Below are 19169 nucleotides of genomic sequence, written 5' to 3'. Positions count from 1 at the left end.
CGAACTCAAGTCGAATCATATCACGCCGCGCGCCCCGCTTCGATTACCTCATCGGGCTACGCGCTTCGCCGTCACGCCAGTTGCCATCAGCCCACATCTGGTCGAAGGCGGCACGATAATCGGGAAAACGGAAGCGATAGCCGGCCGCCTTGATCGCCGTGTTGGCGACGCGCTTGTTCTCGCCATAGAAGGACCGCGCCATGGGCGAAAGTTGGGCGGTCTCGAACGGAATTTCGGGCGGCGGTGTGACGCCCATCAGGGAGGCGGCATAGGCGACGACGTCCTGCGGCGGCGCCGGCAGATTGTCGGTGACGTTGAAGATGCCGCCGGTATTGCTTCCGGCCAGATGCCAGAGCGCGCCGGCAATGTCGTCGCAATGGATGCGGTTGAACACCTGGCCAGGCTTGACCAGCCGCCGTGCCGTGCCGTTTTCCAGATTGACCAGCGCATTGCGGCCCGGACCGTAAATGCCGGAAAGCCTTGAGATCGCCACCGGCCGGCCGATCGCCCGGCCCAGCTGCAACCAGCCCTGTTCGGCGGCGACACGCATGACCGAGCGCTTCGACACCGGCCGGCATTCAGCCGTTTCATCGACCCAGGCGCCGCCACAATCGCCATAGACGCCGACGGTCGAGAGATAGGCGATCCATTCGAGTGCCGGCATGCCAGCCGCGATCGTCCGGCGCATTGCATTGAGCACCGGATCGCCGGCCTCGTCCGGCGCCACAGAGACGACGAGATGGGTCGTCTTCTTCAACGCGCCGCTGATCTCAGGCGTCAGCGCGCCGTCGAACAGCAGCGGCTCGATGCCGGCCTGCCGCAACGTCGCGAATTTTTCCGGCGAACGGGTCGTGCCGAAGATCGTGCCGGCATCCTTGTTGGCGCGGGCGAAGGCCTTGCCCGAATAGCCGGCGCCGAAAATGAAGAATCCGCTCATGCATGCGCCTCGATCGGCCTTGGCAGCGCCAGCAGCCATTCGTCTCGAACGGCCGCTTCGCTCTCGGTTTTCACCGCCGCTTTGGCGTGTTCGGCAAATTCGGTTTCGGGCACAAGCCGCGACAGCGCCCACACCGCCGCGCCGCGCACCAGCGGCGAGGCATCGCCGAGCAGCGCGCGCACGGCCTTGCCAAGCGAAGAATTGCCGGAATTGCCGGCGGCGATCAGCACATTGCGGACAAAGCGGTCGCGACCGATGCGCTTGATCGGCGACCCGGTGAAGAACGCACGGAAGGCGGCATCGTCGAGGCTGAGCAGCTCGGCGAGCGGCGGCTCGCGCAGCTCCGCGCGGGCGACGAGCTTCGCCTCCGAGGCGGCGCGGGCGAACTTGTTCCACGGGCAGGCGGCCAGGCAGTCGTCGCAGCCATAGATGCGGTTGCCGATCCTTTCGCGAAATTCATGCGGGATCGGTCCCTTGTTCTCGATGGTGAGGTAGGAGATGCAGCGCCGCGCGTCGAGCCGGTAGGGCGCCGGAAAGGCGTCGGTCGGACAGGCGTCGAGACAGGCGCGGCAGGAGCCGCAATGGTCTTCCTCCGCGCCATCCGGGGCAAGCGCGGCCGTGGTGAAGATGGTGCCGAGGAACAGCCAGGAACCGTGTTCGCGGCTGACCAGATTGGTGTGCTTGCCTTGCCAGCCCAGCCCAGCGGCTTCGGCCAGCGGCTTTTCCATCACCGGGGCCGTATCGACGAACACTTTGACGTCGCCCCCGGCGCGCGCCACGATCTTGCCGGCGATCTCCTTCAGCCGGCCTTTCATCACCTCGTGATAGTCGCGGTTTTGCGCATAGACCGAGATCGCGCCGCGGTCGCGCTTTGCCAGCACCGCGCGCGGATCGCGGTCGGGGCCGTAATTCATCGCCAGCACGATGATCGAGCGGACCTCGGGCCACAGCGCCGCAGGCTCGCCCCGGCGCTCGAGCGTCTCGGCGATCCAGCCCATCGAGCCGTGGAAACCGTCGGCGACGAATGCGGCCAACCTGGCTGGCGCCAGCGGGATGGCGTCGGGCGTGGTGACGGCAATGGCGTCGAAGCCGGCGCGCTTCGCCTCGCGGTCGATCAGCGCGCGCAGGGGCTCATTCTTAGAAATCGAGGTCCGCATAATGCGCCACCGGCGACAGGCCGCGCACCCTGTCGGACAAGAGCGGCCTGAACGATGGCCGCGATTTCACGCGCGTGTACCATTCGCGCGCGGCGCTGTGTTCGCGCCAGTCGATCTCGCCGAGATAGTCGAGCACCGAAAGCGCCGCCGCCGCCGCGAGGTCGGCGTAGGTCACCCTGTTGCCGGCCAGCCAGTGGCGGGTACCGGCCAGCCAGTTGGTGTATTTCATGTGCTGGCGGATATTGGCGCGGGCGGCGCGGATCGCTCCCGAATCGGGCGAGCCGCCGCCCGCCGTTTCTGGCATGACCGGCTTCAGCACGCGTTCGCGCACCAGATGCCTGGTCACCTCGCTCTCGGCCTTGTTGAGATACCAGTCGGTCAGCCGGCGGATTTCGGCGCGCTCCATCGGGTCCTCGGCGAACAGCCGCTTGTCGCGCTTCAACACGCCGCGCGTCTCGTCGAGATATTCGGCGATGACCATGGCGCCGACGATCGGCACGTCGCCTTCGGCCAGCAGGATCGGCAAGGTTCCGGCCGGGTTCAGCGCCAGAAACTCCTTGCGCCGCGTCCACGGCTTTTCCTCGATCAGCGCCAGCTCTTCGCCATACTCGCCGAAAGCGAGGCGCACGAACCGGCAGGTGGCGAACATCGGGTGGTGAAAAAGCGTCAGCATGGTCCCGCGATAATAGAGCGCACTGGCAAATCGCCTGCTGCGCCGGTAAGTCTTGGCCGCCCGATTCACCGGGCCGTCAGGGTGCTGCGACCTATAGGGGGAGTTCCGCGCCGTGACAAGCAAGCCCTTTCGCAAGCCGTTCCTTCAAGCTCTCAATCGAACGCCGAGGTTGCCATGGAAAGCCAGACCATCGTCCAAGCGCTGCTGCTCGGCCTGCTGGAGGGGCTGACCGAGTTCCTTCCTGTCTCCTCCACCGGCCATATCCTGCTTGCAGGCCATTTTCTCGGCTTTCGCTCGACCGGCAAGGCCTTCGAGATCCTGATCCAGCTCGGCGCCATATTGGCGATCCTCAGCGTCTATTTCCGCCGCCTGTGGCAGATGCTGCTCGACCTGCCGCATGACCGGCTGACGCGCCATTTCGCCCTCGGCATCCTCATAGCCTTCCTGCCGGCGGCCGTCATCGGCGCGCTGGCGCATGATTTCATCAAGACGATCCTGTTCGAGTCGCCGCGGCTGATCTGCATCATGCTGATCATCGGCGGCGTGGTACTGCTCCTGGTGGACCGCATGAAGCTGAAGCCGGTCTACCGCGACGTCGAGCGGTTTCCGACCAGGCTTTATCTGCAGATCGGTCTGTTCCAGTGCCTGTCGCTGATCCCCGGCACGTCGCGCTCCGGTTCGACGATCGTCGGCGCGCTGCTGCTGGGCGTCGACAAACGGGCGGCGGCGGAATTCTCCTTCTTCCTCGCCATCCCGACCATGGTCGGCGCCTTCGCCTTCGACCTGTTCAAGAACCGCAACGTGCTGAGCAGCGCCGACCTGCCGATCATCGCCGTCGGTTTCATCGCAGCCTTCGTCACCGCGCTGATCGTCGTCCGCTTCCTGCTCGAATACGTCTCGCGCAATGGCTATGCGCTGTTCGGCTGGTGGCGGCTGGTCGTCGGCGGCGTCGGGCTTGTGGCGCTGATGATCTGGGGGTGAGCTTACCCTCCCCCTTGTGGGGAGGGTTTCGATCCGCAAAGCGGATCGGGGTGGGGGTCGGCGCCATACCCCCGCCCCGGTTCGCCAACGACGCTTCGCGTCGCTTGCTCGCCGACCCTCCCCACAAGGGGGAGGGTAAGGCACTCAATTCCGCCCATAAAAAGCGTTCTCGACATGCACCGGCCAGCGCCACGGCAGCACCGCCACCATGTCGAAGCGCACCGACAGTTTTCCATAGTCAGGCTGCCGCGACAGCCAGAGATCGGCGGCCCTTTCGATGCGGCGCTCCGATTCGTAGGCAAGTGCCTCCATCGCTTCCATCAGCGTGCGGCGCGCCTTGACCTCGACGAACAGCACCAGGTCGCCGCGCCGCGCGATCAGGTCGATCTCGCCGAACCGCGTGCGGTGGCGGCGGGCCAGGATCCGGTAGCCTTTCAGCATCAGCGCCGCTGACGCCAGCCATTCGCCGCGATGGCCGCGCCTGTAGGCCTGCCGGCGGTGAAGGGCCTGACGCTTAGTCGCCACCCTCGCCTCCACCGACATCCCTGAGTTCGAGCAGCCGCCGGTACAGCGCCTGCTTCTGGCCGCCGGTCATCTTTGCCGCTTCCGCCGCCGCCTTGGAGGCCGGCATCTCGGCCGCAAGCGACATAAGCAGTCGGTCGATGTCTTCAGGCTCGTCTGCCTTGGTTTCGGCGGGGCCGACACAGATGACGATTTCGCCCTTCGGCGTGTCGGCCGCCGCATAGTGGTCGGCGAGCGACTGCAAGGTACCGGTCCGCATTTCCTCGAAGGTCTTGGTCAGCTCGCGGCCGATCGCCGCCTTGCGGGCGCCGCCCAGCACCTCGACCATGGCCAGAAGCGTCTCGGCCAGCCGGCGTGGTGATTCGAAGAAGATCAGCGTCGCCGGCACGCTTTTCAGCGCTTCCAGCCGGGTCAGCCGCTGCCCCGATTTCACCGGCAAAAACCCGGCGAACAGGAAGGCGTCGGAAGGCAGGCCGGAAGCCGTCAGCGCGGCAAGCGGCGCCGACGGGCCGGGGATCGGCACCACGCGGATGCCGCGGTCCAGCGCCTCGCCGACCAGCCGGTAGCCGGGATCGGAAATCAGCGGCGTGCCGGCATCCGAAATCAGCGCCACGCTCTGCCCGGCCTCGAGTGCCGCGATCAGCTTCGGCCCGGCCTCGCCGGCATTGTGCTCATGATAGGCCGTGGTGCGGCGGCGGATGCCGTAGCGGTCGAGCAGCACGCGGCTGACCCGCGTGTCCTCGCAGGCGACGATGTCGGCGGCGGCCAGCGTCTCCAGCGCCCGCAGCGTGATGTCGGCGAGATTGCCGATCGGCGTCGCCACCAGATAGAGCGCCGGCCCGAGCGGCCGGGCCGCCAGCTCGGTTTGCCCGATCACATAGCTGCGTTTCGCCAATTCGCCGGTCACCGGTGCCCTCTAGCCGCTTGCATGCATTTGGACCTGTTTGGCACGGCTGACGGCAGGTTGCAAAAGCCACGCAGATGTCAAGGGGGCGCCATGCCTTCGCCACAGTAGGGAACGAAACCGGTGCCTGCGGATTTTATCTTGATCTCTTGGGAGGAGCAGGATGGACAGTCTGAAGCTACAGGACGTTTTCGAACCCTATTATGCCGGCCGCAAGCGCTTTGCCGCGCTGAAGGACAAGAACCTGCCTGCCGAAGTCGCCAACGCCGCCGACAGCAGGGAAGCCGGCAAACGGCTTTTGCGTCGCCTGCTGGCTGACGCCAGGACCGAAACCGACAGCACGACGGAGCACTGACCGGACGATGCCCAATCGCTTCGATATCTTCATCACCCGTCTCGAAACGAAAAGCGCCCGCGAGGGCGTGCCGCTACCCCCGATAGGCGACCAGCACCGCACCCGCCGCGATAAGGGCGACGCCAAGCCAGTTCACGCCGGACAGTCGCTCGCCGAGAAAGACCGCGCCAAACACCGCCACAAGCACGACGCTTAGCTTGTCGATCGGCGCCACCTGCGCCGCATTGCCGATTTTCAGGGCGCGGAAGTAGCAGAGCCAGGAAGCGCCGGTCGCCAGGCCGGACAGTCCAAGGAAAAGCCAGGTTTTTCCCGAGATGGATCCCGGCGATTGGAACTGGCCGCTGGCGGCAAGGATCGCGCCGAGCACGACGAGGATGATGATCGTGCGGATAAAGGTGGCGAAATCGGAATTGATGTTTTCTATGCCGACCTTGGCGAAGATCGCCGTCAGCGCGGCGAAGGCCGCCGACAACAGCGCCCATAACTGCCAGGAGGAAACGGTCAGGTTCATTGGCATGCCTCGCAAGTGGCCTCTCAACCGAGATACCGTGAAACCCGTGTCTCCAGAAGCCGAATTAGAACCGGGTCCATGAATTCATAGTCATCCGGAATATCGAGGCAGATCACCCGCGCCTTCTTCAGGCTGGCCTTGAATTTCTTCTGCAGCTTGGCGCGATGGGCCTTCTCCATCACGAAGATGATATCGGCCCAGGCGACGAGTTCATGCGTCAGCGGCGTATCGGCATCGTGGTTGGTTCCCGCCGAGGCGACCTCGATATCCCGGCGCTTGGAAAACACCTGCTCGGCGGTCGGGCTGCGCAAGCGGTTCTGGCTGCATACGAAGAGGACGTTCTTCAAGACCTGCCAGCACCTATTCGACTAAGGCAATTACTCATCCCAAATCTCACGTATTGTCTTGGTCAGCGGTATGTACTGATCGAGGGTAAGTCCGTTGAGGTCGAACTCCACCAAATCGTTTTTTGCCAGCGCTCTAAGGTTTGTCCCAACATACGTCATAAAATTACGAACTACGTCGAACTCACTCAGGCCTGACGTTTTGTGTCTTTTCGATTTTTGGTTTCTGCTGAACACAATCTCCGCTTCGTAGAGGTCGTCGTACTCTCGGGATTTCGAAATCTCGGTCACGCCAAACTCGAAAACATCATCCGTGTTCAAAGTTCGCAGTGTCTCATGGATCAGAAACTTCATGGCAGGCCCATGTTGGATGCGACTGCTTCATTTGACTGAGCCGAGTGTCTAACATTCTTGTGCGAGACGATAAATTGTCCGCGATGGATCGGCTGGCTTGCGGTTGAGCTCAACGCGCAAGGTCCGCCACCACTGCATCGAGCACGATCATGCCGGCCGGCGTGGCGCGCAGGCGGGTGTTGCCGATCGGCGCCACCAGCCCCTCGCCCTGCAGCACAGACAGCCGCGCGCTCGACAGGCCGCGTCCGGAAAACGCCTCGTAGCGGGTGAGATCGATGCCTTCGGCCAGCCGCAGCCCCATCAGCAGGAACTCGTCGGCTTCTTCCGAACGCTTCAAGGTTTCGCCGCCGGTGATGCCATGGCCCTTGGCCTCGACCAGATTGGCCCAGGTCTCCGGCATTCTCTCCGCGATCGTGACGATGCGGCGGCCATTCTCGACGAAGCGGCCATGCGCGCCGGGACCGACGCCGACATATTCGCCATAGCGCCAATAGGTCAGATTGTGCCGGCTTTCGGCGCCCGGCCTGGCGTGGTTGGAAATCTCGTAGGCCGGCAGGCCGTGCGCCGCCGTGATCTCCTGCGTCAGCGCATAGAGGTCGGCGGCGTGGTCATTGTCGGGAATGGTGAATTTCTTCGCCGCATGCAGCGCGTGGAACGGCGTGCCTTCCTCGATGGTCAACTGGTAGAGCGACAGATGGTCGGCGGCATGGCCGATCGCCTGTTCGAGTTCGGTCTGCCAGGCTTCAGGTGTCTGGCCGGGCCGTGCATAGATCAGGTCGAAGGAGAGGCGCGGGAAAATCTCGCGCGCCAGCCCGATCGCATGCAGCGCTTCCTCGACATTGTGCAACCGGCCCAGGAAGCGCAAATCCTTGTCGTTCAGCGCCTGCACGCCGAGCGACACCCGGTTGACGCCCGCCGCCCGATAGCCGCGAAAGCGCTCGGCCTCGACGGATGAAGGGTTGGCCTCCAGCGTCACCTCGATGCCATCGGGCACCGTCCAGTTCTTTGCCACGGCGTCCAGCACCGCCGCCACGGTCTGCGGCTGCATCAGCGACGGCGTGCCGCCGCCGAGAAAGATGCTGGTCACCTCGCGCGGCCCGGTGCGGGCGCGCATTGTCGCCAGCTCCGTCTCGAAGACACGCGCGAAACGCTCCTGGTCGACCGGCTGGTGGCGGACATGGCTGTTGAAATCGCAATAGGGGCACTTGGCCGCGCAGAATGGCCAGTGGATGTAGACGCCGAAGCCGGGGCTGCGGTCGAGCAGCATGGTCATTTCGAACCCGATCGGGCCAAATCCAATCGCGCCAAATCCAATCGGGCTTGGGCGAATTTCTGGAAGGCGCGGGCGCGATGCGACAGCGCCTCCGGCTGGCCGGGCTTCCAGCCATGCTTTTCCGCAGCACTCATCTCGCCGAAGGTCTTTTCGAAACCGTCCGGCAAGAATACCGGATCATAGCCGAAGCCGAGCTCACCACGCGGCGGCCACACCAGCGTGCCCTCGACCTCGCCGCGGAAATATTCGGCGGCGCCATCGGGAAAGGCGAGGCAGATGACGGCGACGAAACGGCCTTTGCGCTGGGCTGGATCGACCGCGCCGACGTCCTGCAGCGCCACCTCGGTGCGCTGCATGGCCATGCCGAAGTCGCGCGAACCATCCGGGGTTTCGGCCCAGTTGGCGGTGTAGACGCCGGGCGCGCCGTCAAGCGCTTCCACGCACAGGCCGGAATCGTCCGACAGAGCCGGCAAGCCGGTCGCCCGGGCGGCGGCAAAAGCCTTGATATAGGCGTTCTCCTCGAAGGTGGTGCCGGTCTCGTCCGGTTCCGGCAGGCCATATTCCTTTGCCGACTTCGCTTCGAAGCCGAAGGGCGCCATCAGATCGGCGAATTCGCGCAGCTTGCCTTCATTGTGGCTGGCGACGACGATCCTGTTGCCGTCAAGCGAATGGGCAGTCGGCGAGTGTGCAGTTGGCGAATGCATCAGATGCCCCAGATCCTTGGTTCGGCGAATTCGATCGAATTGCCGGAGGGGTCGCGAATATAGATCGAGCGGCCGCCTTGCGGCCATTCGAACTCGCTTTCGATGGCGATTTTCTTCGCTTCCAGATGGGCCTTCCAGCGCGCGATTTCGTCCGCGCTTGCGGCAAAGCAGAGGTGGCCTTCGCCGACCGTACCATGCGGCGGCACTTTCAGCCTGGCGTCGCGCGCCGGCGGCACTTTCGTTGCCTCGGCATTGAAGATGAGCAGCACGCCGTCACCGCAGCGGAAGAAGAGATGGCGGCCGTCGACCTTGCCGAGGAGATCGAGGCCGAGGACGTCACGGTAGAAGGATTCGGCGTCGGCGAGGTCCGTGACGTAGAGAGCAGATTCCAGAATGGCAGAGGGCGTCACGAGGCGCCCCCCTCTGGCCTGCCGGCCATCTCCCCCTCAAGGGGGGAGATTGGCAGCTTCAGTGCCCCCGCACATTCTGCGCCGCCGACAGTTGGCGAAAGCCGATTGGATATCCGATCTCCCCCCTTGAGGGGGAGATGGCCGGCAGGCCAGAGGGGGGTGGACAAGCTCGGCATTCGAGAAATTACACCACGGCCATCTGCTGCAGGCTGACCAGGCGCTGGATGCCTTTCTTGGCCAGGCCCATCAGCGCCGCGAACTGCTCTTCCGAAAAGGGCTCGCCCTCGGCGGTGCCCTGGATCTCGACGATACCGCCCTTGCCGGTCATGACAAAATTGGCGTCGGTACCGGCCGAGGAATCCTCGAGATAGTCGAGGTCGATGACCGGCTGGCCGTCATGGATGCCGCAGGAGATTGCCGCGACATGGTCCTTCAGCACCTTGGCGACGCTGGCCATCTGCCTTGCCTCCATCCAGCGCAGGCAGTCATGAAGCGCCACCCAGCCGCCGGTGATCGAGGCGGTGCGCGTGCCGCCATCGGCCTGGATCACGTCGCAGTCGACGGTGATCTGCTGCTCGCCCAGCGCCTGCAGGTCGACCACGGCGCGCAGCGAACGGCCGATCAGCCGCTGGATTTCCAGCGTGCGCCCGCCCTGCTTGCCGGCGGAGGCCTCGCGGCGCATGCGCTCGCCGGTCGAACGCGGCAGCATGCCGTACTCCGCCGTCACCCAGCCCTTGCCGGAATTGCGCATCCAGCCCGGCACCTTCTCCTCCAGGCTCGCCGTGCATAAAACATGCGTGTCGCCGAATTTCACCAGGCATGAGCCTTCCGCGTGCTTGGAGACGCCGCGCTCGAAGGAGATGGCGCGCATTTCGTCGGGTTGGCGTTTGGAAGGGCGCATTCAGGCTTCTTTCTTGTTATTCTCGGAATCGTGGCCGGCTTGTAACCGCATGGGGCGCATGGCGCAAAGGAAAATGGACTGGGGCTCGCTGGCGCAACCGGGTTGCGCTGATACCGCCGAACTCTATATCCTTGATATCGGAGGTTTTTGGCCCGAATGACCAAGGCAGTCGATCCCGCGTCGCAGTCACCAGCGCTCCAATCGCTCGACATGCGCTCGCGCGACATCTTTCGGCGCATTGTCGATTCCTATCTCAGGGATGGCGAGCCGGTCGGCTCGCGCAGCCTGTCGCGCATCCTGCCGTCGTCGCTGTCGCCGGCCACCATCCGCAACGTGATGAGCGATCTCGAGCATCTCGGCCTGATCTATGCGCCGCACATCTCGGCCGGCCGGCTGCCGACGCAGGCGGGCCTGCGTTTCTTCGTCGATGCCTTCATGGAGCTTGGCGACCTCTCCGACGAGGAGCGCCGCGTCATCGAGGCGCAGGTGCGGGCTTCCGGCTCGGGCGCGACGCTGGAGCACATGCTGACCGAAGCCAGCCAGATGCTGTCCGGCATGTCGCGCGGCGCCGGCCTCGTGCTTGCCGCCAAGAACGAAGTGGCGCTGAAGCACATCGAATTCATCCAGCTCGAGCCGACCAAGGCGCTGGCCGTGCTCGTCTCGCAGAATGGCGACGTCGAAAACCGTGTCGTCGACCTGCCCGCCGGCATCACCGTGTCGCAATTGCATGAGGCCTCGAACTTCCTCAACGCCCATATCCGCGGCCGCACGCTGGCCGAGGCCCGCATCGAGATCGCCCGCATCAAGGAAGAGACGAGAGCTGCCCTCGACACGCTGTCGCAGGATCTGGTCGAGAAGGGCCTGGCGGTTTGGGCGGGCGCCGACAGCGGCCTGCCGGCGCGCCTCATCGTGCGCGGCCGCGCCAATCTCCTGGAAAACGTCACCGCCCAGGCCGACATCGAGCTGCTCAGGCACCTGTTCGAGGATCTGGAGACGCAGGACGGACTGATCCAGCTGCTCGACCTCGCCGAGGATGGGCCGGGCGTTCGCATCTTCATCGGCTCGGAAAACAAGCTGTTTTCGCTGTCGGGCTCGTCGCTGGTCGTCGCGCCCTATCGCGACAAGGACGCCCGCGTCGTCGGTGCGCTTGGGGTGATCGGCCCGACCCGGCTGAACTATGCGCGCATAGTGCCGATGGTGGACTATACGGCGCAGCTTATTTCCCGGATGCTGAGGTAAGGAGAAAAAGAATGGCGCTGGAATCATTCAAGGCCCAGATCAGCATGCTGCTGGAAGAAATGGTCAATCAGCCCGAGGACCAGCATGAGATCCAGGAGCAGTTGCGCGAAAAGCTGCGGGAAATGCGCGCCATGGGCCTGCCATTGCCGGACGACCTCGTCACGCTGGAAAAGCGTCTCGATGACGATTTTTACGCCGCAGGGAACTGAGCCCTCCTTCAATTCCCCGTGTGCGGAACCATCTGTCGGGAACGACCGTCGAGCCCGGCCGTTATTGCTTCGGGTAGAATCCTGGAGGGCAGAATGATCCGATTTGCCGGTCTGGCGGCCATTCCCGTAACCTTGTTTCTTGCCACAACGACTTTCGCCCAGCAGGCGGCTGAGCCGGTGCTGAAAGGCGAAGCCGCCTTCGGCGACTGGCGTGCCGACCGGCCGGGCGTGCGCCGCTTGATCAGGCCTGAGGATCTGCAGGCGCCTTATGTAACCGAATCCGTCTCGAACGGCCCCGGCGTGGTGCAACGGCCCGAGGAAGCCAAGCCGATCCTGCCGCCGGGCTTTTCGGCCGAACTCATCGCCTCCGGCATCGTCAATCCGCGCGTCGTCCGCGTGGCCCCGAACGGCGACCTGTTCGTTGCCAACAGCAAAGACAGCCAGATACGCCTCTATCGTCTCGCCGAGGGCAGCGCGAAATCCGACAAGACGTCTATCTTCGCCAGCAGCCTCAGGCGGCCTTACGGCATTGCCTTTTACCCGCCTGGCGACGATCCGCAGTGGGTCTATGTCGCCAACAGCGATAGCATCGTGCGTTTTGCCTATCGCAACGGCGACCTGAAAGCCCAGGGCAAGCCGGAGACCATCGTCGACAAGATTCCCAGGAAGAGCCACTGGACCCGCGACATCGCCTTCTCGCCAGACGGCAAGACACTCTATTTGTCGGTCGGTTCCAACTCGAATGTGGGCGAGGAAGGCATGGCGAAGGAACCGGAGGGCGGCCTCGACGCCTGGGTGAAATCGAAGCCGCTGGGCGCGGCCTGGGGCATGGAGGATGGCCGCGCCGATGTGCTGGCCTTCGATCCGGACGGCAAGAACAGGAGGGTCGTGGCCACCGGCCTGCGTAATTGTTCGGGCATGACCATCCAGCCGACCACCGGTGCGCTCTGGTGCGTCGTCAACGAGCGCGACTCGCTTGGCGACAATGTGCCGTTCGACTATGCAACGACGGTCAAGGACGGCGCCTTCTACGGCTGGCCCTGGTACTATATCGGCAACAACGACGATCCGCGCCGCAAGGGCGAGCGACCCGACCTTGCCGGCAAGGCGACCGTTCCCGACGTGCTGATGCAGGCGCATTCGGCGCCGCTCAACATCGTCTTTTATGACGGCAAAAGCTTTCCACCCGACTATCCGGGGGATGCTTTCGTTGCCCTGCACGGTTCGTGGAACCGCGGCGTCAGGACCGGCTACAAGGTCGTGCGGCTGAAGTTCAGGGATGGCAAGCCGACCGGCGAATATGAGGATTTCATGACCGGCTTCGTCGTCTCGGACGAAGCGGTCTGGGGCCGCCCGGTCGGCGTGGCGGTGGCCAAAGACGGCGCGCTGATCGTCACCGAGGACGGCAACGGCACCATCTGGCGCGTGACCTATAGCGCCGGCCGGTCCTGACCGCGGCCTTGCGCGCCGCTGGCGCAATCGATTCGACCTTCAGGGAATTCACGCCAGTCCGCATTTTGTGCGACAAGGCTGACCATGACCCTTGCCGGATTCCTCGCCTACAGTGCTGCCCTCGGCATCGCCGCCGCCATTCCCGGTCCGGGCGTCACCGCGCTTGTGGCGCGGGCGCTCGGCTCCGGCTTCCGCTCGTCGCTGGCGATGTCGTTCGGGCTGATGCTCGGTGATCTGACCTACCTCACCGCCGTAGTGCTCGGCCTCGCTTTCGTCGCGCAGACCTTCGGCATGGTGTTCCTGGCGATCAAATGGGCCGGCGTAGCCTATCTTGCCTTCCTCGGCTGGCGTTTCTGGACAAGCGGCATCACGCCCGAAACGGTCGAAGTCAAAAAGGGCAAAAGCGGGCTGGCGTCGAGCTTCATCGCCGGCCTGGCAGTCACCCTCGGCAATCCGAAGACGATGATCTTCTACCTCGCCATCACCCCGACCATCGTCGATCTGAAGACCATCACGCTGGCCGACTACGGCATCCTCGTCGCGCTCACCGTGGTCGTGCTCCTGGTGGTGCTGGTGCCCTATCTGGCGCTGGCGGCCAAGGCGCGCTGGTTCCTGAAGTCGCCGCGCGCGCTTAAAGTCCTGAACCGCACCGCCGCCAGCTTCATGGTCGGCGCCGCCGCAGCGATTGCCGCCCGCCAGTAGGCTTCTTTCGGCCAAACGATTCCGGAAACAGGCCCTTCTCGGAAATCCTTCCGGAGCACGAGCGTTTTTCAGCATGTGCCCCACTCGGATATTTTTTATCGGCAGCTTATCTTGCGCGGCTGAAGGCCTTATCCTGCCTGTTCAAATTCTATTGCCTGACTCCTGGGAGCGAAACCAATGAACAAGCCCGTCACCCCCGCCCGCGTGCCCGGCCGCGGCCGCGTCTTCAATTCGATCACCGAGACGATCGGCGACACGCCGCTGGTGCGGCTCGACAAATTCGCCAGGGAAAAGGGCGTCGTCGCCAATTTGCTCGCCAAGTTGGAATTCTTCAACCCGATCGGTTCGGTCAAGGATCGCATCGGCGTCGCCATGATCGAGGCGTTGGAGGCTTCGGGCAGGATTGCGCCCGGCCGCACCACGCTGATCGAGCCGACCTCTGGCAACACCGGCATCGCGCTCGCCTTCGCCGCCGCCGCCAAGGGCTACAAGCTGATCCTGACCATGCCGGAGACGATGTCGGTCGAACGCCGCAAGATGCTGGCGCTGCTCGGCGCCGAGCTGGTGCTGACCGAAGGGCCGAAGGGTATGAAGGGCGCCATCGCCAAGGCCGACGAACTGGCAGCGACCTTGCCCGACGCCGTCATTCCGCAACAGTTCGAAAATCCGGCCAATCCGGAAATCCATCGCACGACGACGGCCGAGGAGATCTGGAACGACACCCATGGCGAGGTCGACATCTTCGTTGCCGGCATCGGCACCGGCGGCACCATCACCGGCGTCGGCCAGGTGCTGAAGAAGCGCAAGCCCTCGGTGCATGTCGTCGCCGTCGAGCCGGAAGCCTCGCCGGTGCTGTCGGGCGGCCAGCCCGGCCCGCACAAGATCCAGGGCATCGGCGCCGGTTTTGCGCCAAAGATCCTCGACACCACGATCTATGACGAGATCGTCAAGGTCTCGAACGAGGATTCGGTCGCCAATGCCCGCCTCGTCGCCCGCCTCGAAGGCGTGCCGGTCGGCATCTCCTCGGGCGCGGCCCTGCAGGCGGCGATCGTCGTCGGCTCGCGGCCGGAGAACAAGGGCAAGAACCTGGTGGTCGTCATCCCGTCCTTCGCCGAACGCTATCTGTCGACCATCCTGTTCGAAGGGCTGGGGGCTTAGGTCCGCGCCATCCAGGGATTCGTAGCGATCCTTCACGCCCCCCTCTGCCCTGCCGGGCATCTCCCCCACGAGGGGGGAGATTGGCAGCTTGAGCGCTTCGCTCATTCCTGCAACGTTGGCGATTGGCGAAGGCCAGGATGACGGCCGATCTCCCCCCATGTGGGGGAGATGTCCGGCAGGACAGAGGGGGGCGCTGTCCCGCCGCCGTTTCGCAAGGTTCTGCCTCGACGCTCGGCATGAACTTGGCTTCAACTCTCGTCGAGGTCTTTCCGTTTCCCCTGCAGGAACCGCCGCACGGCCGGGTCGCGCTCCAGGCCGATCGCCCGGTCATAGGCCTCGGCGGCTTGCGTGGTCGTGCCCAGCCTGGCCAGCAGGCCGGCGCGTGCGGCCCAATAAGGTTGGTAGTTATCCAGCCGCTTGTCGTCACCCAGCACGTAAAGGGCCGCCAATCCCGCCGCCGCACCGTCAGCCTCGGCAATCGCCACCGCGCGGTTGATCGCCACCACCGGCGAGCCCGCGATCGAAAGCAATGCGTCGTAGAGTTCGCGGATCGCCGGCCAGTCGGTGCGGCCGGTCAGCCGTCGTGCCGCATGGGCGGACTGCACTGCTGCTTCGAGCTGGTAGCGGCCGATCACCGCCTTGGTGGCGGCACAGGAAAGCAGTGCTTCCGCCTCATCGATGAGGGCGCGGTCCCACAGCCGGCAATCCTGCTCTTTAAGCGGCACGAAGTCACCTTCGGCGCTGCGCCTGGCCGCCCGCCGCGCTTCGGCAAACAGCATAAGCGCCAGCAGGCCGAGCGCTTCCGGCTCGTGCGGCATCAGCGAGGCCATCAGCCGGCCGAGCCAGATGCCTTCGGTGGCGAGGTTGCGCCGCCGGGTCTCGGTGCCGGCGGGGTCGGACCAGCCTTCGGCAAAGGTCGCGTAGATCGCCTCCAGCACCGCGTCCAGCCGCTCGCCGAGCTCGGTCCGCTCGGGCACACGGAAGGGAATGCCGGTGTCGCGGATACGGGCCTTGGCGCGCACCAGGCGCTGGCCCATCGTCGCCGGCGACACCAGGAAGGCCGAGGCGATTGTCGCCGCGTCGAAACCCAGAATTGTCTGCAGGATCAGCGGCGCGCGCACGCTCGCCTCGATCGCCGGGTGGGCGCAGGCAAACATCAGCCTGAGCCGCTCGTCGGGCAGGTCGTCGTCGGTCATGCGTGCCTCCATCTCCTCGGCGATCAGCCTGAGATGGTCGCGGCTGGCCTCGCCCGTCAGCCGCCGCCTGACCGCGTCGACCCGACGTCGGCGCGCCACCGCCAGCAGCCAGGCTTCCGGCTTCTCGGGCACGCCGGTCTGCGGCCAGCGTTCCAATGCCGCCGCGAAGGCGTCGGCCAGCGCGTCCTCGGCGCCGGCGACGTCGCGCGTGCGGGCGGCGAGCCAGGCGACCAGCTTGCCGTAGCTTTGCCGGGCGGCCGCCTCGGCCGCCGCCCGCGCGATCTCCAGGCCATTCTCCATCACATGGTCTGTTCCCAGATCGGCCGCAGCTCGACCGTGCCGGCGCTGGCGGCGGGGCAGCGCGCCGCCCAGGCGATCGCGGCATCGGCGTCCTCGGCCTCGATCATGTAGAAACCGGCGAGCTGCTCCTTGGTGTCGGCATAGGGACCGTCGAGCACGTTGGTCTTGCCGTTGGCCATGCGCACCGAAGTGGCGGCCTGGGTCGGCTTCAGCCGGTCGCCGGCGAGCCAGGCGCCGGACGTCTTCAACGCCTCGGTATAGGCGCCATAGGCGGCGCTGATCTCGTAGGTCTTGTCGGTCGGCGCTGCCGCCATCGCGGCTTCGTTGACGTAGATCAAAAGCATGTATCGCATGGGTCTTCTCCCGTTTTCTCGAAGGCCGCTCAGTTGCTGGCCGAACCTATGTCGCCTGGCCTCGTCCGATTTCGACAGGCGACAGCGAAAATCCTTCGGCTTCGTCGCGGCGTTTCGGTCATTTCTCAGACAGGTATTCGGCCATTTCCCAGATCGGGCGCACCTCGACCGTGCCGGTACTGGCTGCCGGACAGCGCCCAGCCCATTCCTTGGCCGTGTCGATGTCGGTCGCCTCGATCATGTAGAAGCCGGCAAGTTGCTCCTTGGTGTCGGCATAGGGGCCGTCGAGCACGTTGGTCTTGCCGTTAGCCATCCGCACCGAGGCGGCCGCCTGGGTCGGGCGCAGCCGGTCGCCGGCCAGCCATGCGCCGGATGTCTTCAACGCTTCGGTATAGGCGCCATAGGCCGCGAGGATCTGCTCGATCCTCTCGCGCGGCGCATTCGCCGTAGCGGCTTCGTCATTGTAGATCAAAAGCATGTATCGCATGGTCTTCTCCCGTTTTTCGAAAGGCCGCTCCGTGCGGGCCGACCCTATGTCGTGCGGTCTCGGCCGATTTCGACAGCCGCTGCTAAAATCTTTCGGCTTCTGGCGCGCCGGATAGGCGCAGGCGAACATCAGCCTGAGCCGCTCGTCCGGCATTGGACATGCGGTCAGCCGGCGCCGCACCGCATCGATGCGACTCCACCAGCTTGCCGCGGCTTTGCCGGGCGGCGGTCTCGGCCGCCGCCCTTGCGGTGTCGAGCAGTTCGGCCATCACGGACTGGGCTGCTGTTCCCAGATTGGCCGCACCTCGATCGCGCCGGTGCTGGCGCCCGGACAGCGCGCCGCCCAGGCGATCGCGGCGTCGGCGTCCTTGGCCTCGATCATGTAGAAACCGGCCAGCTGCTCCTTGGTGTCGGCATAGGGACCGTCGAGCACATTGGTCTTGCCGTCGACGATGCGCACCGAGGTGGTCGCCTGGGTCGGCTGCAGCTGGTCGCCGCCGATCCAGGCGCTGCCCTTCTTCAAGGCTTCGTTATAGGCGAAGTAGGCGCTCTTCATCTCAGTCAGCGCCTGTGCCGGCGCCGCCATCATGGCGGCTTCGTTTCCGTAGATCAAAAGCATGTATCGCATGGTCTTCTCCCGTTTTTCGAAGGCCGCGTCATTGCCGGCCGAACGTATGTCGCGCGGCTTCGCGCGATTTCGACAGGCACCGCAAAAATCTTTCGGCCCCCAAGCCATCTTGCGCAAGCCGGCTCGTGCCTCAACCGTTCGTCTACTGCATCGGCCCGAAAATCGAATCGATTTTCGGAAAGCACGATGCATGGAGTCAAAGTGTTAGAGCGTACTTTGTGCGTCCAAGTGGACGCACGTCGCTCTAATCACTGCAATTGCGGGTTGGCATTTCCCGGTCACTGTCTAAACTCGCCTCGGCTCGCGCTGGGAGGCGGTGCGGCGACCACCATTTCAGGGAGGATATGATGCTCAATTTCAGAACGAAACTTGTTGCTGCCGGCGCGGTGGCGCTGTCGCTTGGCCTGGGCGCGCTGCCGGCCAAGGCGCAGGAATTCATCAATGTGCTGACCGGCGGCACCTCCGGTGTCTATTATCCGCTCGGCGTCGCGCTGTCGGAAATCTACGGCAAGGGCATCGAAGGCGCCCGCACCCAGGTGCAGGCGACGAAGGCCTCGGTCGAGAACCTCAATCTGCTGCAGCAGGGCAAGGGCGAGATCGCCTTTGCGCTGGGCGATTCCGTCAAGCTGGCGGCCCAAGGCAACACCGAGGCCGGTTTCCCCGGCAAGCTCGACAAATTGCGCGGCATTGCCGCCATCTATCCCAACTACATCCAGATCGTCGCCAGCCGGGACTCGGGCATCAAGACGCTCGCCGATCTTAAGGGCAAGAGCCTGTCGGTCGGCGCGCCGGCCTCCGGCACCGAGCTCAACGCCCGCGCCATATTCGCCGCCGCCGGGCTGAAATACGAGGATCTCGGCCGGGTCGAATATCTGCCCTTCGCCGAATCGGTCGAGTTGATCAAGAATCGCCAGCTCGACGCCACGCTGCAATCGGCCGGCCTCGGCGTCGCCTCGATCCGCGACCTTGCCACCTCCGTGCCGATCAGCGTCGTTGCCGTGTCGGCCGAGGATGTCGCCAAGATCGGCTCGCCCTATCTTTCGGTGGTCATCCCCAAGGGCACCTATGAAGGCCAGGACGAGGATGTGGCGACCGCCGCCGTCGGCAATTTCCTCATCACCCGCTCAGATGTCTCCGACGAGACCGCCTATCAGATGACCAAGCTTCTGTTCGAGCATCTCGACCAGCTCACTGCTGCCCACGCCGCCGCCAAGGCGATCGACCCGGCCAAGGCGCTCGACGGCATGCCGGTGCCACTGCATCCCGGCGCCGAGCGCTACTACAAGGAGAATGGGTTGGTGAAGTAGGGAGGGGGCTCGGCAATCTGACATGCCTTCGCCAAGCACCCCCCTCTACCCTGCCGGGCATCTCCCCCTCAAGGGGGGAGATTGGCCGTCGCCACGCCCTTCGCTAATCGCCG

At 64.8% G+C, this 19169-nt stretch carries 25 protein-coding genes; 8 read left to right on the top strand and 17 right to left on the bottom strand.

The window, feature by feature from the left end:
- Positions 1 to 43 precede the first annotated feature (43 nt).
- Genes MESS4_RS03195 through MESS4_RS03185 form a run of 3 tightly spaced genes read right to left on the bottom strand, consistent with a single transcriptional unit; the run spans position 44 to position 2767 of the window.
- Complete coding sequence (locus tag MESS4_RS03195) at positions 44 to 937, bottom strand: SDR family oxidoreductase (protein WP_006326461.1); 894 nt, start codon at positions 935 to 937, stop codon at positions 44 to 46.
- Positions 934 to 2094 carry a tRNA epoxyqueuosine(34) reductase QueG gene (queG, locus tag MESS4_RS03190; RefSeq protein ID WP_006326459.1) on the bottom strand — a complete coding sequence of 387 codons (1161 nt, stop codon included), beginning with the start codon at positions 2092 to 2094 and terminating at the stop codon, positions 934 to 936. The genes MESS4_RS03195 and queG overlap by 4 nt, the downstream gene beginning before the upstream one ends.
- Positions 2075 to 2767, bottom strand: a complete 693-nt coding sequence (locus tag MESS4_RS03185) for a glutathione S-transferase family protein (protein WP_006326454.1) — start codon at positions 2765 to 2767, stop codon at positions 2075 to 2077. Before MESS4_RS03185 ends, queG begins: the two co-directional genes overlap by 20 nt.
- 174 nt (positions 2768 to 2941) lie before the next feature.
- On the opposite strand from MESS4_RS03185, the gene MESS4_RS03180 reads away from it, so the two are divergent.
- Positions 2942 to 3748 (top strand): undecaprenyl-diphosphate phosphatase, encoded by an 807-nt coding sequence (locus MESS4_RS03180; protein ID WP_006326452.1) that lies wholly within the window; start codon positions 2942 to 2944, stop codon positions 3746 to 3748.
- Positions 3749 to 3892: 144 nt separating this feature from the next.
- Here the strand turns inward: MESS4_RS03180 and MESS4_RS03175 are convergent, their stop codons facing one another.
- Positions 3893 to 4291, bottom strand: coding sequence for a YraN family protein (locus MESS4_RS03175; RefSeq protein ID WP_006326450.1), 399 nt, complete (start codon positions 4289 to 4291; stop codon positions 3893 to 3895).
- Positions 4263 to 5177, bottom strand: a complete 915-nt coding sequence (gene rsmI / locus MESS4_RS03170; protein ID WP_006326449.1) for a 16S rRNA (cytidine(1402)-2'-O)-methyltransferase — start codon at positions 5175 to 5177, stop codon at positions 4263 to 4265. Before rsmI ends, MESS4_RS03175 begins: the two co-directional genes overlap by 29 nt.
- Positions 5178 to 5337: 160 nt before the next feature.
- On the opposite strand from rsmI, the gene MESS4_RS03165 reads away from it, so the two are divergent.
- A complete protein-coding gene (locus tag MESS4_RS03165; RefSeq protein ID WP_006326447.1) occupies positions 5338 to 5529 on the top strand; it encodes a hypothetical protein in 192 nt (63 codons plus the stop codon).
- 73 nt (positions 5530 to 5602) lie between these two features.
- Here MESS4_RS03165 and MESS4_RS03160 read toward each other — a convergent pair whose 3' ends face one another.
- From MESS4_RS03160 to rph, 7 genes are all read right to left on the bottom strand, one after another.
- Complete coding sequence (locus MESS4_RS03160; RefSeq protein ID WP_006326445.1) at positions 5603 to 6040, bottom strand: EamA family transporter; 438 nt, start codon at positions 6038 to 6040, stop codon at positions 5603 to 5605.
- A 23-nt stretch (positions 6041 to 6063) separates the two neighbouring features.
- Entirely contained in the window at positions 6064 to 6387 is a 324-nt protein-coding gene (locus MESS4_RS03155) for a low molecular weight protein tyrosine phosphatase family protein (RefSeq protein ID WP_006326438.1), read from the bottom strand.
- Positions 6388 to 6417: 30 nt separating this feature from the next.
- Complete coding sequence (locus tag MESS4_RS03150; protein WP_006326437.1) at positions 6418 to 6738, bottom strand: hypothetical protein; 321 nt, start codon at positions 6736 to 6738, stop codon at positions 6418 to 6420.
- A gap of 109 nt (positions 6739 to 6847) precedes the next feature.
- The gene (hemW, locus tag MESS4_RS03145; RefSeq protein WP_006326436.1) at positions 6848 to 8011 is read right to left on the bottom strand and encodes a radical SAM family heme chaperone HemW; all 1164 of its coding nucleotides are present in this window, start codon (positions 8009 to 8011) and stop codon (positions 6848 to 6850) included.
- Complete coding sequence (gene rdgB, locus MESS4_RS03140) at positions 8008 to 8715, bottom strand: RdgB/HAM1 family non-canonical purine NTP pyrophosphatase (protein WP_006326435.1); 708 nt, start codon at positions 8713 to 8715, stop codon at positions 8008 to 8010. Before rdgB ends, hemW begins: the two co-directional genes overlap by 4 nt.
- Positions 8715 to 9125, bottom strand: a complete 411-nt coding sequence (locus tag MESS4_RS03135) for a VOC family protein (RefSeq protein ID WP_006326434.1) — start codon at positions 9123 to 9125, stop codon at positions 8715 to 8717. The genes rdgB and MESS4_RS03135 overlap by 1 nt, the downstream gene beginning before the upstream one ends.
- A 184-nt stretch (positions 9126 to 9309) precedes the next feature.
- Positions 9310 to 10026 carry a ribonuclease PH gene (rph, locus tag MESS4_RS03130; protein WP_006326433.1) on the bottom strand — a complete coding sequence of 239 codons (717 nt, stop codon included), beginning with the start codon at positions 10024 to 10026 and terminating at the stop codon, positions 9310 to 9312.
- A 156-nt stretch (positions 10027 to 10182) separates the two neighbouring features.
- On the opposite strand from rph, the gene hrcA reads away from it, so the two are divergent.
- The 5 genes from hrcA (at position 10183) to cysK (ending at position 14786) form a co-directional block, all read left to right on the top strand.
- Complete coding sequence (hrcA, locus tag MESS4_RS03125; RefSeq protein WP_006326427.1) at positions 10183 to 11265, top strand: heat-inducible transcriptional repressor HrcA; 1083 nt, start codon at positions 10183 to 10185, stop codon at positions 11263 to 11265.
- A gap of 11 nt (positions 11266 to 11276) precedes the next feature.
- Positions 11277 to 11474, top strand: coding sequence for a hypothetical protein (locus MESS4_RS03120; RefSeq protein ID WP_006326425.1), 198 nt, complete (start codon positions 11277 to 11279; stop codon positions 11472 to 11474).
- Between the two features lie 93 nt (positions 11475 to 11567).
- The gene (locus tag MESS4_RS03115; RefSeq protein ID WP_006326423.1) at positions 11568 to 12926 is read left to right on the top strand and encodes a sorbosone dehydrogenase family protein; all 1359 of its coding nucleotides are present in this window, start codon (positions 11568 to 11570) and stop codon (positions 12924 to 12926) included.
- An 84-nt stretch (positions 12927 to 13010) separates the two neighbouring features.
- Complete coding sequence (locus MESS4_RS03110) at positions 13011 to 13628, top strand: LysE family translocator (protein WP_006326421.1); 618 nt, start codon at positions 13011 to 13013, stop codon at positions 13626 to 13628.
- Between the two features lie 177 nt (positions 13629 to 13805).
- A complete protein-coding gene (gene cysK, locus MESS4_RS03105) occupies positions 13806 to 14786 on the top strand; it encodes a cysteine synthase A (RefSeq protein ID WP_006326417.1) in 981 nt (326 codons plus the stop codon).
- A gap of 248 nt (positions 14787 to 15034) precedes the next feature.
- Here the strand turns inward: cysK and MESS4_RS03100 are convergent, their stop codons facing one another.
- The 5 genes from MESS4_RS03100 to MESS4_RS03085 form a co-directional block, all read right to left on the bottom strand.
- Positions 15035 to 16282 (bottom strand): RNA polymerase sigma factor, encoded by a 1248-nt coding sequence (locus MESS4_RS03100; RefSeq protein WP_006326413.1) that lies wholly within the window; start codon positions 16280 to 16282, stop codon positions 15035 to 15037.
- Entirely contained in the window at positions 16282 to 16635 is a 354-nt protein-coding gene (locus tag MESS4_RS03095; RefSeq protein ID WP_006326412.1) for a YciI family protein, read from the bottom strand. Before MESS4_RS03095 ends, MESS4_RS03100 begins: the two co-directional genes overlap by 1 nt.
- Positions 16636 to 16753: 118 nt before the next feature.
- Positions 16754 to 17122: a YciI family protein gene (locus MESS4_RS03090; RefSeq protein ID WP_006326410.1), complete on the bottom strand. Its 369-nt coding sequence runs from the start codon at positions 17120 to 17122 to the stop codon at positions 16754 to 16756.
- Positions 17123 to 17204: 82 nt separating this feature from the next.
- Positions 17205 to 17390, bottom strand: a complete 186-nt coding sequence (locus MESS4_RS33230; protein ID WP_006326409.1) for a hypothetical protein — start codon at positions 17388 to 17390, stop codon at positions 17205 to 17207.
- Positions 17390 to 17749: a YciI family protein gene (locus MESS4_RS03085; protein ID WP_006326408.1), complete on the bottom strand. Its 360-nt coding sequence runs from the start codon at positions 17747 to 17749 to the stop codon at positions 17390 to 17392. The genes MESS4_RS33230 and MESS4_RS03085 overlap by 1 nt, the downstream gene beginning before the upstream one ends.
- Before the next feature lie 347 nt (positions 17750 to 18096).
- On the opposite strand from MESS4_RS03085, the gene MESS4_RS03080 reads away from it, so the two are divergent.
- On the top strand, positions 18097 to 19056 hold the full coding sequence (locus MESS4_RS03080; RefSeq protein ID WP_006326407.1) for a TAXI family TRAP transporter solute-binding subunit: 960 nt from the start codon (positions 18097 to 18099) through the stop codon (positions 19054 to 19056).
- Positions 19057 to 19169 lie beyond the last annotated feature (113 nt).

This window comes from Mesorhizobium sp. STM 4661, assembly GCF_000359125.1.
Classification (GTDB): Bacteria; Pseudomonadota; Alphaproteobacteria; order Rhizobiales; family Rhizobiaceae; genus Mesorhizobium.
The sequence above is the reverse complement of the archived record's forward strand: the minus strand, read 5'-3'. Positions and strand labels throughout refer to the sequence as shown.

Bases quoted from the DNA above. Each gene is read 5' to 3' on its own strand.
- MESS4_RS03195 (WP_006326461.1), bottom strand. From the start codon at position 937: ATGAGCGGATTCTTCATTTTCGGCGCCGGCTATTCGGGCAAGGCCTTC.
- queG (WP_006326459.1), bottom strand. From the start codon at position 2,094: ATGCGGACCTCGATTTCTAAGAATGAGCCCCTGCGCGCGCTGATCGAC.
- MESS4_RS03185 (WP_006326454.1), bottom strand. From the start codon at position 2,767: ATGCTGACGCTTTTTCACCACCCGATGTTCGCCACCTGCCGGTTCGTG.
- MESS4_RS03180 (WP_006326452.1), top strand. From the start codon at position 2,942: ATGGAAAGCCAGACCATCGTCCAAGCGCTGCTGCTCGGCCTGCTGGAG.
- MESS4_RS03175 (WP_006326450.1), bottom strand. From the start codon at position 4,291: ATGTCGGTGGAGGCGAGGGTGGCGACTAAGCGTCAGGCCCTTCACCGC.
- MESS4_RS03165 (WP_006326447.1), top strand. From the start codon at position 5,338: ATGGACAGTCTGAAGCTACAGGACGTTTTCGAACCCTATTATGCCGGC.
- MESS4_RS03160 (WP_006326445.1), bottom strand. From the start codon at position 6,040: ATGAACCTGACCGTTTCCTCCTGGCAGTTATGGGCGCTGTTGTCGGCG.
- MESS4_RS03150 (WP_006326437.1), bottom strand. From the start codon at position 6,738: ATGAAGTTTCTGATCCATGAGACACTGCGAACTTTGAACACGGATGAT.
- hemW (WP_006326436.1), bottom strand. From the start codon at position 8,011: ATGACCATGCTGCTCGACCGCAGCCCCGGCTTCGGCGTCTACATCCAC.
- rdgB (WP_006326435.1), bottom strand. From the start codon at position 8,715: ATGCATTCGCCAACTGCACACTCGCCGACTGCCCATTCGCTTGACGGC.
- rph (WP_006326433.1), bottom strand. From the start codon at position 10,026: ATGCGCCCTTCCAAACGCCAACCCGACGAAATGCGCGCCATCTCCTTC.
- hrcA (WP_006326427.1), top strand. From the start codon at position 10,183: ATGACCAAGGCAGTCGATCCCGCGTCGCAGTCACCAGCGCTCCAATCG.
- MESS4_RS03120 (WP_006326425.1), top strand. From the start codon at position 11,277: ATGGCGCTGGAATCATTCAAGGCCCAGATCAGCATGCTGCTGGAAGAA.
- MESS4_RS03115 (WP_006326423.1), top strand. From the start codon at position 11,568: ATGATCCGATTTGCCGGTCTGGCGGCCATTCCCGTAACCTTGTTTCTT.
- MESS4_RS03110 (WP_006326421.1), top strand. From the start codon at position 13,011: ATGACCCTTGCCGGATTCCTCGCCTACAGTGCTGCCCTCGGCATCGCC.
- cysK (WP_006326417.1), top strand. From the start codon at position 13,806: ATGAACAAGCCCGTCACCCCCGCCCGCGTGCCCGGCCGCGGCCGCGTC.
- MESS4_RS03100 (WP_006326413.1), bottom strand. From the start codon at position 16,282: ATGGAGAATGGCCTGGAGATCGCGCGGGCGGCGGCCGAGGCGGCCGCC.
- MESS4_RS03095 (WP_006326412.1), bottom strand. From the start codon at position 16,635: ATGCGATACATGCTTTTGATCTACGTCAACGAAGCCGCGATGGCGGCA.
- MESS4_RS03090 (WP_006326410.1), bottom strand. From the start codon at position 17,122: ATGCGATACATGCTTTTGATCTACAATGACGAAGCCGCTACGGCGAAT.
- MESS4_RS33230 (WP_006326409.1), bottom strand. From the start codon at position 17,390: ATGGCCGAACTGCTCGACACCGCAAGGGCGGCGGCCGAGACCGCCGCC.
- MESS4_RS03085 (WP_006326408.1), bottom strand. From the start codon at position 17,749: ATGCGATACATGCTTTTGATCTACGGAAACGAAGCCGCCATGATGGCG.
- MESS4_RS03080 (WP_006326407.1), top strand. From the start codon at position 18,097: ATGCTCAATTTCAGAACGAAACTTGTTGCTGCCGGCGCGGTGGCGCTG.